19 protein-coding genes are annotated in these 15,194 nt (G+C 36.9%); 5 read left to right on the top strand and 14 right to left on the bottom strand.

Features of this window, described 5'->3' with window-relative positions; all coding sequences use genetic code 11:
- Positions 1–98 precede the first annotated feature (98 nt).
- The 4 genes from VB694_RS00095 to VB694_RS00080 form a co-directional block, all read right to left on the bottom strand.
- Positions 99–1,115 carry an ArsJ-associated glyceraldehyde-3-phosphate dehydrogenase gene (locus tag VB694_RS00095; protein WP_323358279.1) on the bottom strand — a complete coding sequence of 339 codons (1,017 nt, stop codon included), beginning with the start codon at positions 1,113–1,115 and terminating at the stop codon, positions 99–101.
- A gap of 1 nt (position 1,116) precedes the next feature.
- Positions 1,117–2,175: a PstS family phosphate ABC transporter substrate-binding protein gene (locus VB694_RS00090; protein WP_416233458.1), complete on the bottom strand. Its 1,059-nt coding sequence runs from the start codon at positions 2,173–2,175 to the stop codon at positions 1,117–1,119.
- A gap of 152 nt (positions 2,176–2,327) precedes the next feature.
- On the bottom strand, positions 2,328–2,651 hold the full coding sequence (locus VB694_RS00085) for a metalloregulator ArsR/SmtB family transcription factor (RefSeq protein WP_323358278.1): 324 nt from the start codon (positions 2,649–2,651) through the stop codon (positions 2,328–2,330).
- Positions 2,652–3,102: 451 nt separating this feature from the next.
- The gene (locus tag VB694_RS00080) at positions 3,103–3,972 is read right to left on the bottom strand and encodes a PEP-CTERM sorting domain-containing protein (protein ID WP_323358277.1); all 870 of its coding nucleotides are present in this window, start codon (positions 3,970–3,972) and stop codon (positions 3,103–3,105) included.
- Positions 3,973–4,243: 271 nt separating this feature from the next.
- On the opposite strand from VB694_RS00080, the gene VB694_RS00075 reads away from it, so the two are divergent.
- Both VB694_RS00075 and VB694_RS00070 read left to right on the top strand, forming a co-directional pair.
- Positions 4,244–4,546: a hypothetical protein gene (locus VB694_RS00075; RefSeq protein WP_089090808.1), complete on the top strand. Its 303-nt coding sequence runs from the start codon at positions 4,244–4,246 to the stop codon at positions 4,544–4,546.
- A 14-nt stretch (positions 4,547–4,560) separates the two neighbouring features.
- Positions 4,561–4,956, top strand: coding sequence for a toxin-antitoxin system TumE family protein (locus VB694_RS00070; RefSeq protein WP_323358276.1), 396 nt, complete (start codon positions 4,561–4,563; stop codon positions 4,954–4,956).
- 283 nt (positions 4,957–5,239) lie between these two features.
- Here VB694_RS00070 and VB694_RS00065 read toward each other — a convergent pair whose 3' ends face one another.
- Entirely contained in the window at positions 5,240–5,527 is a 288-nt protein-coding gene (locus VB694_RS00065) for a GUN4 domain-containing protein (RefSeq protein ID WP_323358275.1), read from the bottom strand.
- A 56-nt stretch (positions 5,528–5,583) separates the two neighbouring features.
- Positions 5,584–5,808: a hypothetical protein gene (locus VB694_RS00060; RefSeq protein WP_323358274.1), complete on the bottom strand. Its 225-nt coding sequence runs from the start codon at positions 5,806–5,808 to the stop codon at positions 5,584–5,586.
- Positions 5,809–5,973: 165 nt separating this feature from the next.
- Between VB694_RS00060 and VB694_RS00055 the strand changes: the two genes are divergently transcribed.
- Positions 5,974–7,389 carry an ATP-binding protein gene (locus VB694_RS00055; RefSeq protein ID WP_323358273.1) on the top strand — a complete coding sequence of 472 codons (1,416 nt, stop codon included), beginning with the start codon at positions 5,974–5,976 and terminating at the stop codon, positions 7,387–7,389.
- Positions 7,390–7,397: 8 nt separating this feature from the next.
- On the top strand, positions 7,398–8,771 hold the full coding sequence (locus VB694_RS00050) for a tetratricopeptide repeat protein (protein WP_323358272.1): 1,374 nt from the start codon (positions 7,398–7,400) through the stop codon (positions 8,769–8,771).
- Between the two features lie 141 nt (positions 8,772–8,912).
- Here VB694_RS00050 and VB694_RS00045 read toward each other — a convergent pair whose 3' ends face one another.
- The 8 genes from VB694_RS00045 to VB694_RS00010 form a co-directional block, all read right to left on the bottom strand.
- Positions 8,913–10,118: an aspartate aminotransferase gene (locus tag VB694_RS00045; protein WP_323358271.1), complete on the bottom strand. Its 1,206-nt coding sequence runs from the start codon at positions 10,116–10,118 to the stop codon at positions 8,913–8,915.
- A gap of 154 nt (positions 10,119–10,272) precedes the next feature.
- Entirely contained in the window at positions 10,273–11,421 is a 1,149-nt protein-coding gene (locus VB694_RS00040) for an iron-containing alcohol dehydrogenase family protein (RefSeq protein ID WP_323358270.1), read from the bottom strand.
- A 262-nt stretch (positions 11,422–11,683) separates the two neighbouring features.
- On the bottom strand, positions 11,684–12,205 hold the full coding sequence (locus tag VB694_RS00035) for a Ycf51 family protein (RefSeq protein WP_323358269.1): 522 nt from the start codon (positions 12,203–12,205) through the stop codon (positions 11,684–11,686).
- Positions 12,206–12,442: 237 nt separating this feature from the next.
- Complete coding sequence (locus tag VB694_RS00030; RefSeq protein ID WP_323358268.1) at positions 12,443–12,640, bottom strand: hypothetical protein; 198 nt, start codon at positions 12,638–12,640, stop codon at positions 12,443–12,445.
- A gap of 4 nt (positions 12,641–12,644) precedes the next feature.
- On the bottom strand, positions 12,645–12,917 hold the full coding sequence (locus VB694_RS00025) for a BrnT family toxin (protein ID WP_323358267.1): 273 nt from the start codon (positions 12,915–12,917) through the stop codon (positions 12,645–12,647).
- Between the two features lie 402 nt (positions 12,918–13,319).
- Positions 13,320–13,877: a Uma2 family endonuclease gene (locus VB694_RS00020; protein ID WP_323358266.1), complete on the bottom strand. Its 558-nt coding sequence runs from the start codon at positions 13,875–13,877 to the stop codon at positions 13,320–13,322.
- Between the two features lie 189 nt (positions 13,878–14,066).
- Positions 14,067–14,453, bottom strand: coding sequence for a type II toxin-antitoxin system VapC family toxin (locus tag VB694_RS00015; RefSeq protein WP_323358265.1), 387 nt, complete (start codon positions 14,451–14,453; stop codon positions 14,067–14,069).
- Complete coding sequence (locus VB694_RS00010; RefSeq protein ID WP_323358264.1) at positions 14,453–14,671, bottom strand: type II toxin-antitoxin system Phd/YefM family antitoxin; 219 nt, start codon at positions 14,669–14,671, stop codon at positions 14,453–14,455. Before VB694_RS00010 ends, VB694_RS00015 begins: the two co-directional genes overlap by 1 nt.
- Positions 14,672–14,697: 26 nt before the next feature.
- Between VB694_RS00010 and VB694_RS00005 the strand changes: the two genes are divergently transcribed.
- Positions 14,698–15,069, top strand: coding sequence for a hypothetical protein (locus VB694_RS00005; RefSeq protein ID WP_323358263.1), 372 nt, complete (start codon positions 14,698–14,700; stop codon positions 15,067–15,069).
- Positions 15,070–15,194: the final 125 nt, after the last annotated feature.

Below are 15,194 nucleotides of genomic sequence, written 5' to 3'. Positions count from 1 at the left end.
TTAAAATCTCTAATTTTCTTTGTCTCTCTGCGACTCGGCGACTCTGCGTGATAAAAAATTATCTAGGGTAGGACAGAAAACCCACCCCTTCAAAACCATTATTTCTGTAAACTTAAAGTCACCTTTCTAGCTAATTCAACCATCCGGTTAGCATAACCCCATTCATTGTCATACCAAGCCAAAATTTTCACTTGAGTTTCATCAACAACCATTGTCGAAAGGGCATCAATAATTGCAGAACGAGGATCATCTTTATAATCAATTGATACTAAAGGAAGTTCTTCATAACCTAAAATTCCCTCTAATGGTTCTTGTTCAGAAGCTGCTTTCAACAAACCATTAATTTCGTCTACCGTTGTGGGACGAACCACTTCAAATACACAATCTGTTAAAGAAGCATTCAACAAAGGTACACGCACCGCTAACCCATTCAATTTACCATTTAATTCTGGATAAATTAAACCAATAGCTGTTGCTGAACCAGTGCTAGTAGGAATTAATGACATACTGGTAGCCCTAGCCCGACGCAAATCTTTATGCGGTGCATCGACGATAGTTTGAGTATTAGTATTGTCATGAATTGTGGTAATTATGCCATGCTTAATTCCTAAGCCTTCATGAATTACTTTTATCACTGGTGCTAAACAGTTTGTTGTGCAAGAAGCAGCAGTTAATAAATGATGTTTATCCGATTCATAAAGGTGATCATTTACCCCCATGACAATATTTAAAGCCCCTTCCTTTACAGGTGCAGCAACAATTACTTTCTGCACACCTCTTTGAAAATAAGGGTTAAGGGTTTCTGGGGTTCTAAACTTTCCAGAACATTCTAAAACCATATCAACGCCGAATTTTTCCCAAGGTACTTCTCCGGGTTGAGAATATTCGCTAAAGCTAAGGAATTTACCTTCAATAGAAACTAGGTTTTCGTCCACTTCAACTTTTGGTGTCCAGCGTCCATGTACAGAATCAAATTTAAGTAAATGGGCTGCTGCTTCTACTCCACCTTTGATTTCATTGATATGTACAAATTCTATTTCTGGCCAATCCCATGCAGCACGAAGTGCTAACCGTCCCATGCGGCCAAAGCCATTAATGCCTACACGCATTCTCATGTTAAAATTCCTTTTGTTTACGCAATAATTGTCCAATTGTTAAATCAAATTCTGCTTTTCCAGCAAATACTGTTCCGGCTTTACCAGCGTGTAAATGCACATAACCAATTTTGTAAGCCTCATCTGGTAAAGGTACAGAACCTACAGAGTTAACAATTGTTGCTGCTTTTTGCAGATAGAAATCTACAAATTTATAAACTTCACCTGTGTTTTGACTAGACCAAAGATTGACATAGATAAACAAAGGTCGAGAAAGTGGTTGATATGTAGATTTTTTGACTGTTTCTTGTGATGGTAAAATTGCCCCTTTACCGTTATTAACAGCTAAAACTTTTAACTTATCTTTGTTTTTTTCATAGTAAGCGTAGCCAAAATAACCTAACGCATTAGGATCTTTATTGATGCCTTCGACTAAAATATCGTCGTCTTCGCTTGCTGTGTAGTCGTTGCGACTGGATTTTTCTTTACCAACTATTGCTTCTGTAAAGTAGTCAAAAGTACCAGATTTTTTACCAGCCCCGTATAAATTCAGGGGACGATCTGGCCAAGAACTACGTATTTGATTCCATTTTGTAATTTTTCCTTCAGCAGCAGGTTCCCACATCTTTTTTAATTCTGCTACTGTAATATCTTTGGCCCAGTCATTTTGGGGATGTATCGCGATAGTTAAGGCATCAAAAGCAACGGGTAATTCTATGTACCTTATATCATTTTTGCTACACTCTGCCATCTCTGCTTTAGAAATTGGTCGAGAGGCATTACTGATATCTGTTTTACCAGCACAGAATTTGTCAAACCCTCCCCCAGTCCCGGAAATATTCACTTGGACTTGGGTATTATTTTTATTAATTGTAGAAAATTCTTTAGCTATAGCCTGTGTAATTGGGTATACTGTGCTAGAACCATCAACTTTAATGACTTTTATGGCTGCTGAACCAGCAACTTGTGTCGTCTTTGGTGGTTGTTGAGTTTCAACTGATGTTTCGGATGTAGTTGTGCAACTAGCCGTCAATGTTAATACACTAAATGCTAAAGCCAATTTATTCCTCGTGGTTTTCACTAACATCATGACCTCTCTTGCTGATGTATAAAGTATGTAACCATCATTTCAAAAAAAATTGATGTGTCAAGTAAGAGGATAACACTATATACAAAAATTAATCAAAAAAAGTTGATGGATAGACTGGTAAGATTGATTTCACCCTGTATTCCTTAGTCACAACAAGAACGAGTGGGTAAAAATACGGGATTACGGCGGATATCGGCTAAATACTGTTCTAAAACCTGAAATTGTGGCAAATTTAGACTGTAATAAATCCAGCGTCCTTCTTGACGGGAATTGACTAAACCTGCTTCTTTGAGATTTTTGAGATGAAATGATAGTTTGGATTGATTTATTTCTAAAATATCACATAAATCACATACACAGAGTTCACGCTGACGCAGCAATTCTATCACTCTAATTCTAATCGGGTCAGATAGGGCATGAAAACCTTCAGCGATGAGGTGAGGAGTTGTAGTTGTGGGAGGGATCATTTATTTATAACAATATTAGGCAGCAAAGTTGCTAGTATCGTATTATAGCTTTTTTGTCTGATAGCGTTCACGTAAGTAAGTAGGCAATATTAGGATATCCAGGATTTAAGGATTTACAGAATAGAAAACGCAGATAAACGCAGATAAACGCAGATTTTTTTGTGAGAATCAGGATTTAAGGATTTACAGTATTTTTTGATTGATGTTTTTGGGTATGGTGATTAATTTTTGATGGCATTGATTAGGGATTTTTTATAGTAAATATATCCATTTTTAGGAGTTTCTATATCTACAATTTACATATATATATGTAAATTTATTGTTGTAATCATATTTAATTTGAATTTATGATAGTTGTAAAGAAAAGCGATCGCAAAGTCAAAGTGGCAAGAGCCGCGATCGCTAAATATTAAAAATATTAAAAATCTGGAAAAGCTATCATTAAAAGAAATTAAGCATTTACTACTAGCTGCTTATTCTTTTGTTTATTTTTAGTAGAGAATACACCCATTGCAGCTAAAGCAATCATTCCTATTAAAGTAGAAGGTTCAGGAACATCTTGTGGTTCTTCTGGGGGTTCAGAAATATTCGCTACCATTGCCATTCCATCGTTAAAACACTCTTGGAATATCCAAGCTAAAATATTTCCTGAAGGTATGAAAGAACGATCAATACTAAATCCAAAAGTTTGAGAACCAAAAGCACCAAAATGTCCGAAATTTATCCCACTTAAATCAGCAGGAAGAACATTACCAATCCATTGTCCTGCTGCAATTACACTATGAGTTGCATCTCCAAAAGGTGATTGATGTTGAGCTAAATCTCCCAAATTAGGATTTCCACCTTTACTAACTACAAAATTAGTGTAGGAACTATTAGTCGGCCAACCGTCATTAGCAACAGCTACACTTTTTGTGGCGGCGACTTGATATAATCCTAAACTAGCAGCAGAATCATTAGCATCAGTAAAATTAATTCCTAATAAACCCGAAGCAGTCTGAATAAATAAATCACCCCAACCGATATGACTATATCCACTAGCAACAGGAACTACTGCACCATCTCTCGCTAAATTTGAATTAATAGCGAAGGTGACTTTGTTACCCTGAACATCATCCTTCATTGCTAGACCATAAATTTCAAATGTCCCTCCACCAACGCTAGTAGGACTACCAGAATATGTCCTATATGTAGAATCATTGAAAGAATCAATTGTATAGTTCCAACCATTGTATAAAGTTGATGCTTGTGCTTCTTTGGTAATTCCTATTATTGTGACTAAAGAAAGAGTTACTGTTGTTAGTTTGACTAGATTTTTCATGTGTATTACCTTAATTTTGGAAATGATGATGAGAGAAAATCTAAAATATCAAGCTGTATTGTCAAAAGTATAAAGTTCGCCATGTACTTAAGTCACTAGCTAATTGTGCGTTGTTTGTTCGTTTCATGGTATGATACAGCACTTCCCGATGTTATGAAGTACAAGCAGTAATAATTCAACGCAGATGGACGCAGATAAACGCAGATAATTTGCTATGTATCTAAATGAGATATAATGAAAATAGAAGTTGCAGACCAAGGAGAATTACATTATGAATACCCAATTAGTTGAATCTATCACTCAAATCATTCTCTCTTTATCTCCAGAAGAAAGACAACTTTTAGAAAGCAAAATTAATAATGTTAAATCATCTTCTCTATTAGCAAATTCAATACAACAAGATATTTTAGATTTAGAACAACGGTTAAAGAATTTTGAGACAAAATATCAAATGTCTTCTAGTGAATTCTATAAAGAGTTTAAAGCAGGTAAGTTAGGAGATGAAATAGATTTATTTGAATGGAGTGTATTTTATGAAATGTGGACAAATGCTCAAAATAATATTCAAATTTAATCTCTATTTAAATAATGGAAATACAAGATTATATTAATACAGTAAAAATTAAATTAGCCACTAGCTGCATCATTATTAAAATCGCCATTGTGGAAGAGAAAATTTTATTAGATCGTGGCTATTTTCGTGCTAGATTAACTTTAGTTAATAATGATTTCTTTGAACTAGCAGAGTCCTTTACTATTATTGAGGGACATTTTGTAATCCTTGGTTATCGTTATCAGTGGATGGATGAACAAAAGGAAAAATTAAGAAAACGTTGGGATAATGTGCAGCATTTTCCAAATTTACCTAATTTCCCCCATCATGTCCATATAATTGAAGAAAATAATGTAGAACCTAGTCAATCTCGTAATATTCTGGAATTAATTGAACTCATTGAAAAAGAATTATTTCTTAGACTGATATAAACTATATTACAGTAATGCGATCGCCATAACCATATTTTTGATAATATTGATCAGAGCTTTCATTACTTCTGATCAAATTCCCCAGTAACTTATGTAGCGAATTATATTCGCCAAAAACTTTTAAAACATCCTTTTAAACTTTACAAGTCTGGATGCGAAAAATAAGTCCAAACATTCCCCTGTTAACAATTGTAGGAAGGTGTCCTTTCTGTGCAAATTTATCAAAAAACATTGTTAGGGTCTTTCCATCACTGCTTCTCCAACCTACAGCCTCCTGGAACTTCTAGAAGTCTTCCGAAGAATACTTTATCCTTCCTCCCAAACCGTCATAAATCTCCTTCTGTGCAGAAAATCCAAACTTACCATTACTATATTTTATCCACAGATCATCAATAGTTATCAAGTCTTTACAGGTAAAATTTTTCATCCCCTCTGTATAATTAGGAAATTTTAAATTATTAGGGTTTAAAATTGCTAACATGACTCGTAGTGTTTCTTTATCGGCTTCTTGATATCTACCCTCAGCAAGATAATGTTGTAACCTTGCATAATCTTGTTCTAAACTAACCATTTGATTATCTCCATATTTTTGCTAATTATCAGGTTGCTAAGTTTGATTATTAATTATTAGATGTAAAGAGTATTAGAAGCCATAATTTCGCCTTGAAATATAGTTGTTCCATTCATGAAGATTTTGCCTTCAAATCCAACTTTTGATGATGAAAACTGGGCAATTCCAGAATCATTAGTCATTACTCTTGCTCCATTTGTCGCCCCACTAATTGATATATATTTACCTTTGACTGGTTTACCTGTTTCGTTCTTAATTACCTTTACAATAATTTCAGCCATGATGAAAACTCTTATTTGATATGAGTGTTTTATTACTGCTCATATCAAAAGTATAAAATCTGGCGATCGCTCAAGTCACTAGCTAATTGTGCGTTGTTTGTGCTTTTGATTGTATAGTTGTTGACTAATCGTGTATTATTCTCTCAGTGCAATCCAGTGTGTGACATGGCGAGAAATAAACCAAAACTTTATCGGTTAACCACGATAGGACATAGATTAGTTAAAGAAGGATTAAAAAACTTTGAATCAATTAGTAGTTTTGCAATTGAAAAAAATCAACATCGTCAAACCTTCACTAAATTTCATGATGGTGATGGTGTAATTAGAAGCACCGCTGAGACTTACTGTGATGTCTTAGATATTCCCAACTGGCGGGAAAATTGGGAGAATATTTTTGAGCTTGTACCTGAAAAAATCACAAATTGGCCTGTTTATGATCATGGTTGGGTAGGCCGAAAAAATCTTGTTAGTTCTTTAACAAAAAAAGTTCAAGGAAGTTGTCGTTTATTACTATTATTAGGAATTACAGGAATTGGTAAAACAGCCCTATCTGAACGCATTGCAGATGATATTCAATGCAGATTTAATAAGATTTTAAGAGTAAATTTTGATAGTGATAATAGTCCTAGAAACTTTGTTAATATTGCCACTAGATGGTTAGAAGAATTAGGTATTTCAATTGAAGATAACCAAACGGAAAACATCCTCAAACAATTGATAAACCATTTACGAGAAGAACGTATTTTAATTTTAATTGATTCTTTAGAAGCATTATTAACCGAAAGTGAAGATGGTTGGGGAGATTTTGAGGATGAATGGTGGACTAGGTTTTTTGAGAGTTTTTTAACTATAGAATCTTCTGCAAGTAGATTAATTCTTACTTCTCAAGATTTACCCAGTAAAATCGAAACTTTAGCTTCTCGTTATCCTAATTCCTATCATCGGGAAATTTTGGATGGTTTACTAGAAGATGAACAAATTGATTTGTTTGCAAAAGCTGGTTTAGATGTTAGTTTAGATTCGGAAGATAGGAAGATTTTAATCAGAATCGGCAAGATATACAAAGGACATCCTCTAACTTTGCGTGTTGTTAGTGGTGAAATTGTCGAGTCTTTTGGTAGTAATGCTAGTGCTTTTTGGCAAAATGTTGGTGATGAAATTGAGTTAGTAGAACAGCATTTATTAGCAGCAGAATCAGGGATAAAATTAGAAGGTGTAGACGATGATTGGAAATTACATAAATTAACGCGGAAAATCCGATCTGAGGTTTATCGGCGGAGAGTAGACGCAGTTTTTCAGAGATTGAAAAATCAAAATACTGATGCTTATTTATTGATTTGTGTAGCAGCAACATACCGTTGTCCTGTCCAAGATAGTGCTTGGTTGCTACAACTAAATCGCTATATTAAACGGCTAAAAGATCAGATTTACAGTAAGGTACAACAACAGGAAGTTTTAGATGATTTATTGGCACGGTTTTTAGTGGAAACGTCTATTAATCATGAAAATCATCGTGTTTTAGGATTACATAACTTAATTCGCAGTGTAGCTTTAGAACATCGTCAAACTTTATTTCCATAGTTTATTTCATGTCCTATTTAACTAAAAGTAACCAGTTATTTCAATCTTTAGAAATTGATTTTGAGATTGTTTCTTTGAATCAACTTGATAATTATACTGCTATTGAATATTTCCTCACTTTGGAAGATGAACCACCAGAAAATGCGAACAATTTGCAAAAAATAAATCGCTATTTGCAAGTTTTCCATCATTTATGTGAGGTTGCAGAATGGCAAAAAGCTGGACAGGTTTTATCTTTTTGTTATTCTTCTAAAGAACTTCATGAACAATTACGGATTTGGGGTTACTATCGAGAACAAATTGAATTATATCAACAACTTTTAGGTAAATTAAATGATGAACAAGATATTATTTGTTTATATGGATTAGGTAGAGCTTTTTATAATCTTAGTGATTATAATCAGTCTCTGATTTACTATCAAGAATTAATTAATCTTGCTAGGTTAATAAATAATCGCCAAGCAGAAGCATTTGCTTTAGATGGTTTGGGAAATATACAATATATTAATTATAATTTTGATGGAGCGATCGCCTATTTTCAGAAACAATTAGATATTGCTAATGAAATTGAGGATAAGGAACAACAAGGTTATGCTTTACAAAATTTAGGATATGCGTTTTATTTCTCAGGACTAAATCAAGGTAAATATCATGATCAACAAACAGGATTACATTATTTAGAAGATGCTTTAGTAATAGCTGATCAACTGGATAATCAAGAACTGGAAAGTTTGTCTATTGATCATATAACTATAATATATTTTAACCGTGGTCAGTACAATAAATCATTAACATATCTTTTCCGTCAACTTGCTATTTGTCAAAAAAATAATGATAAACGTCGTCATGCTGCAATATTAGAAAACATAGGGAAATGCTATGTTATATTAAAACAATCTGATCAAGCTCTGAAATATTCTCAAGCAGCTTTGATAGCTACACGGGAGATTGGTAATAAATGTGAAGAAGCTAATATATTAAATGATTTAGGTGTAATTTATTGTTATCAATTAAAACGATATCAAGAGGCTTTATTTTATTTTGAACAAGCATTAAATATATTACAGAAACTAAATATTGAAGGACATCAATCTGTCTGTGCTGTGAATATATCTGTATGTTATTCATATTTAAAAAATCAGGAAAAATCTGTCTTTTATCTGAATATAGCTAAGTCATTGATGACAGAATTAGAGTCGGTAGAAACCAAAGGAATATTAATAATGTCCATAGCTAATTCCTATTGGTTACGGGATAAAATTTGGTATAAAGCCTGGGGAATATTGTTAGCAATAAAAGCACTAATTATAATTCCACCTTGGCGTAGTGCAAATGGGCGTTTGGCGATGGAATCTGCAATTAAGCAAATATTTGGTAGGTGATTTATGAAAATATGAAAGATGTGATTTCAACTCATATCCTAAAAATCCTTAAATTCTAGATCCCCGACTTCTAACCAAGATTTTTTATGTATGAACATAATTAAAAAAGAAGTCGGGGATCTTTAGCCCAACCTACTGTGATTATGCAGTAACTACAGCTTCTTGTTGATAACAAATTCCTGCTTCTTTGAATCTTTGTAAAGCTTCACCCAAGCGATCGCAATCTGCTATTAAACTAAACCTCACATAGCCTTCACCACCAGCGCCAAAAGCATTACCAGGAGTGACAACTACACCTGTTTGTTGCAGTACATTCAGAGCGAAATCTGTAGAACCAATTCCCACAGGACATTTGACCCAAAGATACATTGTGGCTTCGGTTTTGGGAATATTCCAACCTAATTTCCCTAAACCATCAATGAGAAAATCCCGACGGGTGCGGTAGCGTTGCTGGACTTCATGTAAATAAGAATCTGGTAATTCTAAAGCGGTTTCTGCTGCTGTTTGTAAAGCGGAGAAAATGCCATAATCAAGGTTAGTTTTTAATGTTCGTAAACCTTGGATTACATGACGATTTCCCACCACAAAACCAACCCGCCAACCTGCCATATTATAGGTTTTAGATAGGGTGTGAAATTCCACACCGATATCTTTTGCACCGGGAATTTCTAATAAGCTAGTTGGTTGATAACCATCAAAAGCTAATTCGGCATAACATAAATCATGAACTAAGAGAATTTCATACTTCCGCGCAAAAGCGACAATTTCTTCAAAAAACTCACGGGGTGCGGTGGCTGCGGTGGGATTACTGGGATAATTGAAATAGAGAATTTTGGCTTTTCTAGCCACTTCTTCAGGGATAGAATTTAAATCAATTAACCAGTTATTTTCTTCTTTGAGAATTAAACTGTGGATGACTCCCCCAGCGATGATAGGACCACGAAAATGGACAGGGTAAGAGGGTGAAGGTACTAAAACCGTATCACCAGGATTGATGTAGGCGATCGCTAAATGTCCTAAACCTTCCTTAGAACCAAGCAGGGGTAAAGCTTCGCTATCAGGATCTAAAACCACACCATAACGGCGATTGTACCATTTAGTAATTGCTTTGCGGAAATTAGCAGTACCTTCAAAGGGTGGATAACCGTGATTAGCGGGATTTTGCAAAGCGGCGATCGCTGCTTCTACCACCGGTTGAGGTGTGGGTCCATCGGGGTTTCCCATCCCCAAATCAATTAAATCCAGTCCTTGTTCCCTGGCCTTTGCCTTCAGTTCATCCAAACGGGCAAAAACATAAGGAGGCAATTTTTGTACACGTTCTGCGGGAGTGATCCAACTCAAACTCATTCTATAACCTCGGAATAGGTGATTGGGGACTGGGAACTGGGGAGATGGGGAGGTGGGGAGGTGGGGAGGTGGGGAGGTGGGGAGGTGGGGAGATAGGAAAAAACTAATTCCCTGTTCCCTGTTCCCTTCTTTCCCAATCACCCATTTTTAATTTTTAATTTTTAACTTTTAATTGATGTGGTGCGGTGGTAGAAATCATTGCGGCCATTAACTGTTCTAACGCTACGGGAAAAGGTAAGCGGTGAATGTCAGAATTTGGTGCTAAGGTAATTTCTGCGGCTGTTTGTAACTGGGTCAAAGTGATATTACCTAATCCCAAATCTGCTAATTGTTGTGGTAGTCCAATCTCTGCATAGAACTTTAATAATTGTTGTCTAGCTGCATCTGCAAGTTGATTACCTTGGAGCATTTCTTCTAATCGCAGTTGTACTAAAATACCATAAGCGACCTTTTCCCCATGAATGCTGCCATGTCCAGAAATATGAGTTAACCCATTATGGACAGCATGGGCGGCCACAGTACGACATTGTGCGCCACCTAATCCACCAATGACACCAGCTAGTAATACTGTGGCATCAACAACTTCTTGCCAAATTTCACTTCCAGGAGATTGTAAAGCAGCGGCAGATTTTTGGAAAAGGATATCTCGTAAAACTCGCGCTTGTTGGACTGCGGCAATAATTAATGTATCTTGCAAATGACCACTACTAACGGATGCTTCATACCATTTTGCGATCGCATCTCCAATACCAGCCACTAAAGTCCGTTGAGGTGCAGTCTTAATCAAATCATAATCCAAAATCAGCAAATCAGGACAACGCAACAAGCCCACATCATACAAAAACGCCCCTGACTCTGAATATACATTAGATAAAGCCGTCCATGCTGCACAGGTAGCCGCAGAAGTAGGAATTGTGACAACTGGTAACTGCAATTGATGGGCGACTAACTTAGCTGTATCTAGCGCCTTACCACCACCCACACCAATAATCACATCTGCTTTATGTTCCTGAGCGGCTTTGTGTAAGGCTTTCAGACTGGTTTCACAGCAATCTGCACCATAGGAAACTGTGGCAGTATCTAAATGTTCCGCCAGGAAAATGGGTTGTAAACTTTCTTGGCAAATACTGAGAGTGCGATTTCCTGCCACAATTAAAGGACGAGTTCCCAAATGGGCAATTTCTTCTGGGATGGAATGCAAGACACCAGCACCCCGGACGACTTTAGCGGGTGCAACTGTCAGTGTTAATAATGAACTAGCGGTTTGAGTAGACAAAGTTTGAGTAGCAGATGGATTAGGCATAATAAATCTAGTATGTCAAAACTTGATATTTCTTCATAAAATTAGACTAATGATTCAGGGTTCTTGTTGCCACATCTATAGCAGCTTATTGCTGATGGTGAAAATTCTCAAGTTTTAACATTTTAATCTAAAAATAATCTTTATTGTATTGTAAGTCACAAAAAAATTATGTCATTTGGGGAAGGGAATAGGGAACTCTTAACAGGAAATAGATTATTCTCCCCATCTCCCCATCTCCCCATCTCCCCATCTCCCCACACTGTTAAGCTTTTGGCTGTGGTAATTGAGCGAATTTGTCTAAGTAAACTTCTACTGCCATTTGCGGATCTTCACGAGTTACTAAAGTTCGTTTTACCTCACCCAAGTAAACTGGTGCGGATATTCCTGGTTCTGGGTGGATAATGGTACGGGCGCGAATTGTCAGTTCGTTATTTCCCCCTGCACCTAAGCGTCCATAAGAATAAAGGTTACTAGCAGCTTGGCGCAAAGTTGCTTCTAATTCTGTAGGGGTAATTTGGTGGTTAGTGGCAATTACTGCTTGGTTAGAACCGTTATCAAAAACTAAGGTATATTTCACAGCACCGGGAATCACAGTCCGACTCAGAGGTACTAAAGACAGGGAAAATAGCCCAGCTGTCAGCACGATCATAAAGCCTGTTGACCCCACCAACCGGAAACGAAAGCCCCATTTGAGGATGAAAGCCAAAATTGTCAAGACTGCGAATGCTAGGGTAGCAATTCCTGACCATTGGGTGTATTGGAGAAAATCAGCTGTACTAGGCATAAGGTTTTAATTACGGACATACCCATTTTACTGATTGGTGCGATATCTACGACGGGCTACACCTCAGCACTCTCAAAAATTCCCAAAAAAGCGATTCCTACGGAGTGCTTCGCGATCGCCTTCCCACATCCCAAAAGCGATTCCTACGGAGCGCTATCTCTATTCCTTCGGAACGCTATGCGAACGAGACGCTACCGCAAACGCTATCGCACTCCCACATCCCTAAAAAGCGAACAATTAAAATGTAGCTTTATTTTCTCTAGTAATTCTAATCAAAAATCGTAAAGCTTCATTAACAGATTCAGAATTAGGAAACAATTCGGCAACATCTGAATCTAATTTAATGATTGTATTGCCAAAACTTGTACGTTTAGCTCCCATTTTTCTAATTTTTAAACTTTTTAAATCATATTCATCTCTAAGTTCATCTTCCATTTTTTTAACCCTCTTGATAAGCTTTTAATTCTTGTTTTGTTACTTTTCTAGCACTAATAATTCTAATTATATTCCCTCTTTCTGTATAAGAAACCAACAAAATCCGACTTCTTGATGATTCTCCTATAATAATATAACGATGTTCGTCTTCAGAATGATCCGGATCATAAAAATCAACATAGAGTGGATCATCGAAAACTGTTTGAGCTTCTTCAAATGAAACGTTGTGTTTAGATAAATTAGATTTTGCTTTTTGTGTATCCCATTCAAATTCCATACATATAATTAAATTTTAGACGCAGTAATTCTAACATTATTACAAGCGATCGCATATCCCCACAGGGGGAACGCATTTCCATATCCTCCCAAACAGCGATTCCTACGGAGCGCTTCGCTATCGCACGCCACATTCACAAAAAGCGATCGCCCCTTCCCTTCTCATTCTAAAAAGCGAACTTTTTGCAGCAGCGCTTCGCTATCGCCCCCCACATCCCCAAAAGTGATCGCTCTCCCATATCCCACAAAAGCGAACTGCTTGCAGCAGCGCTTCGCTATCGCCCCTCACATCCCCAAAAGCGATTACTAGGTCGCGCTATCTCTATTCCTTCGGAACGCTATGCGAACGAGACGCTACCGCGAACGCTATCGCACTCCCTCACATTCCATAAAAGCGATCCTGTCAAAAAATCAACCAGCTAAAGACTTCTTGAACGTTTAGCTCTAATGAAATCCCTGTAAGAACAGGGAGACGATCACTATTTTTAAATTCCCTCACTCGGCGATCGCTGTCTACAACTAAAATGCTTTCATCTTCAGCATCTAGCAACCATCCCAATTCCGTCCCATACTCGGCACAGTGTAATAGTTTGGCTAGGACTTGTTTATATTTTTGATCGGGCGAGAGAATTTCAATTGCCCAATCGGGATAAATTTCAAAACGATTGGCAATCCGTCCTGACGACAATCGAGGAATTCGCTCCCAACGAAATACAGCTATATCGGGAACGATCGCTAATCCACCAAAAACACAGCGTAGTTTGGGAAAGGCTTTGGCGATTTTTTGAGGTTTGGCAATTTGATTAATTGTTTCGCAGAGGTCAATCTGAAGTTGACTCTGTTCCCCTTGAGGCATCGGTTTTTGTATGATCTGTCCATTAATAAATTCGGAAGCAGGTTCTGTTTCTGGTAATTGCAAAAACTCTTCGATTGTTACGGGTCTAATTGCTGTAACTATCATCGCTTCATACCCTCCAAAATCTCTTTAATTGTAACAGCGATCGCACCTCCCACATCCCCAAAGCGATACCTTCGGTGCGCTTCGCTACGCCCTCTCACATCCCAAAAAGCGATACCTTCGGTGCGCTTCGCTACGCCCTCCTACATCCCCAAAAAGCGATTACTCGGTCGTGCTTCGCTATCGCAATAGTTAGTTGATTATTGTTACAGGATACTGCGAAAAAATAGAATCAACGGAGATGAGAGGAATATTTTCGGCTATGGATTGAGCAATAATGAGCCGATCAAAGGGGTCTTTATGATATAATGGCAAATGAGAATGAACATAAAAGTGGTTTACTTTGATGTCAAGTAAATTGAGACAACTTTGGATAATTTCTAACTCAACAAACTCTTGATATGAACTCTCAAATTTTAGTTTTCCTAAGTTATATTTAATAGACATTTCCCATAAACTAGCAATACTTAAATCAATGGTATTGTTTTGGTCTTCGATTAAATCTTTTAAATGATCCTTTAATTGTGGATCATCGTTAACAAACCAAATAATTATTTGGGTATCCAATAATAATTGCATTACATATAATAATCCTGAAAATCTTCAAGAGGTTCGTTAAAATCTGATGATATCCAAACTTTTCCTTTAGCACTACCTCGTTTTAAGGGGCGTTGAATTGGGGAAATTTCTGCTACTGGTTGATCGTTTTTTGTAATAGTAATTTTCTCTCCTTTGATTACCAAGTCAAGATATTTAGTCAGATTGGACTGGAATTGATTTATTTCTAGTTTAGTCATGATTAGTAATTCTCTTACAAGAAGTGTTGAATACTGAATCTGAATATTATCTTCATTCTAATCTGAATCGAAGAAAATGGGAAAAGCCCACACCAACATGGACGAAAAAGCGATTCCTACGGAGGACTGAGTGCTTTTGCAGGTACGTTATCGCCCCTCCACATCCCACAAAAGCGATCACCCTCCCCCATCCCAAAAAGCGATCGCATATCCCCAAACAGCGATCGCCCTCCCACCCCAAAAAGCGATCGCACCTTCCACATACCCTAAACAGCGATCGCCCTCTCACATTTCCAAAAGCGATCGCTCATCCTCCCACATCCTCAAAAAGCGAACTGCTTGCAGCAGCGCTTCGCTATCGCCCCTCACATCCCCAAAAAGCGATCGCTCTTTCCTAATTTTCCAAAGACATGGATTTTATCTAAAGAGCTAACCAGGCTGAATTGATAATATTTTCTAGCTTAATAAAATCTTCAGGTAAAATCTGTATTACTGCATCTAGCCAATCATCTGACCATAATTC

Source organism: Anabaena sp. UHCC 0451 (assembly GCF_034931405.1).
In the GTDB taxonomy this organism is placed as follows: domain Bacteria; phylum Cyanobacteriota; class Cyanobacteriia; order Cyanobacteriales; family Nostocaceae; genus RDYJ01.
This window is presented reverse-complemented; position numbering and strand designations above follow the sequence as displayed.

Coding starts and splice junctions, on each gene's coding strand:
- VB694_RS00020 (WP_323358266.1), bottom strand. CDS start 13,877: ATGATAGTTACAGCAATTAGACCCGTAACAATCGAAGAGTTTTTGCAA.
- VB694_RS00010 (WP_323358264.1), bottom strand. CDS start 14,671: ATGACTAAACTAGAAATAAATCAATTCCAGTCCAATCTGACTAAATAT.
- VB694_RS00095 (WP_323358279.1), bottom strand. CDS start 1,115: ATGAGAATGCGTGTAGGCATTAATGGCTTTGGCCGCATGGGACGGTTA.
- VB694_RS00060 (WP_323358274.1), bottom strand. CDS start 5,808: ATGGCTGAAATTATTGTAAAGGTAATTAAGAACGAAACAGGTAAACCA.
- VB694_RS00030 (WP_323358268.1), bottom strand. CDS start 12,640: ATGGAAGATGAACTTAGAGATGAATATGATTTAAAAAGTTTAAAAATT.
- VB694_RS00045 (WP_323358271.1), bottom strand. CDS start 10,118: ATGAGTTTGAGTTGGATCACTCCCGCAGAACGTGTACAAAAATTGCCT.
- VB694_RS00040 (WP_323358270.1), bottom strand. CDS start 11,421: ATGCCTAATCCATCTGCTACTCAAACTTTGTCTACTCAAACCGCTAGT.
- VB694_RS00085 (WP_323358278.1), bottom strand. CDS start 2,651: ATGATCCCTCCCACAACTACAACTCCTCACCTCATCGCTGAAGGTTTT.
- VB694_RS00065 (WP_323358275.1), bottom strand. CDS start 5,527: ATGGTTAGTTTAGAACAAGATTATGCAAGGTTACAACATTATCTTGCT.
- VB694_RS00080 (WP_323358277.1), bottom strand. CDS start 3,972: ATGAAAAATCTAGTCAAACTAACAACAGTAACTCTTTCTTTAGTCACA.
- VB694_RS00050 (WP_323358272.1), top strand. CDS start 7,398: ATGTCCTATTTAACTAAAAGTAACCAGTTATTTCAATCTTTAGAAATT.
- VB694_RS00025 (WP_323358267.1), bottom strand. CDS start 12,917: ATGGAATTTGAATGGGATACACAAAAAGCAAAATCTAATTTATCTAAA.
- VB694_RS00035 (WP_323358269.1), bottom strand. CDS start 12,205: ATGCCTAGTACAGCTGATTTTCTCCAATACACCCAATGGTCAGGAATT.
- VB694_RS00070 (WP_323358276.1), top strand. CDS start 4,561: ATGGAAATACAAGATTATATTAATACAGTAAAAATTAAATTAGCCACT.
- VB694_RS00075 (WP_089090808.1), top strand. CDS start 4,244: ATGAATACCCAATTAGTTGAATCTATCACTCAAATCATTCTCTCTTTA.
- VB694_RS00015 (WP_323358265.1), bottom strand. CDS start 14,453: ATGCAATTATTATTGGATACCCAAATAATTATTTGGTTTGTTAACGAT.
- VB694_RS00055 (WP_323358273.1), top strand. CDS start 5,974: ATGGCGAGAAATAAACCAAAACTTTATCGGTTAACCACGATAGGACAT.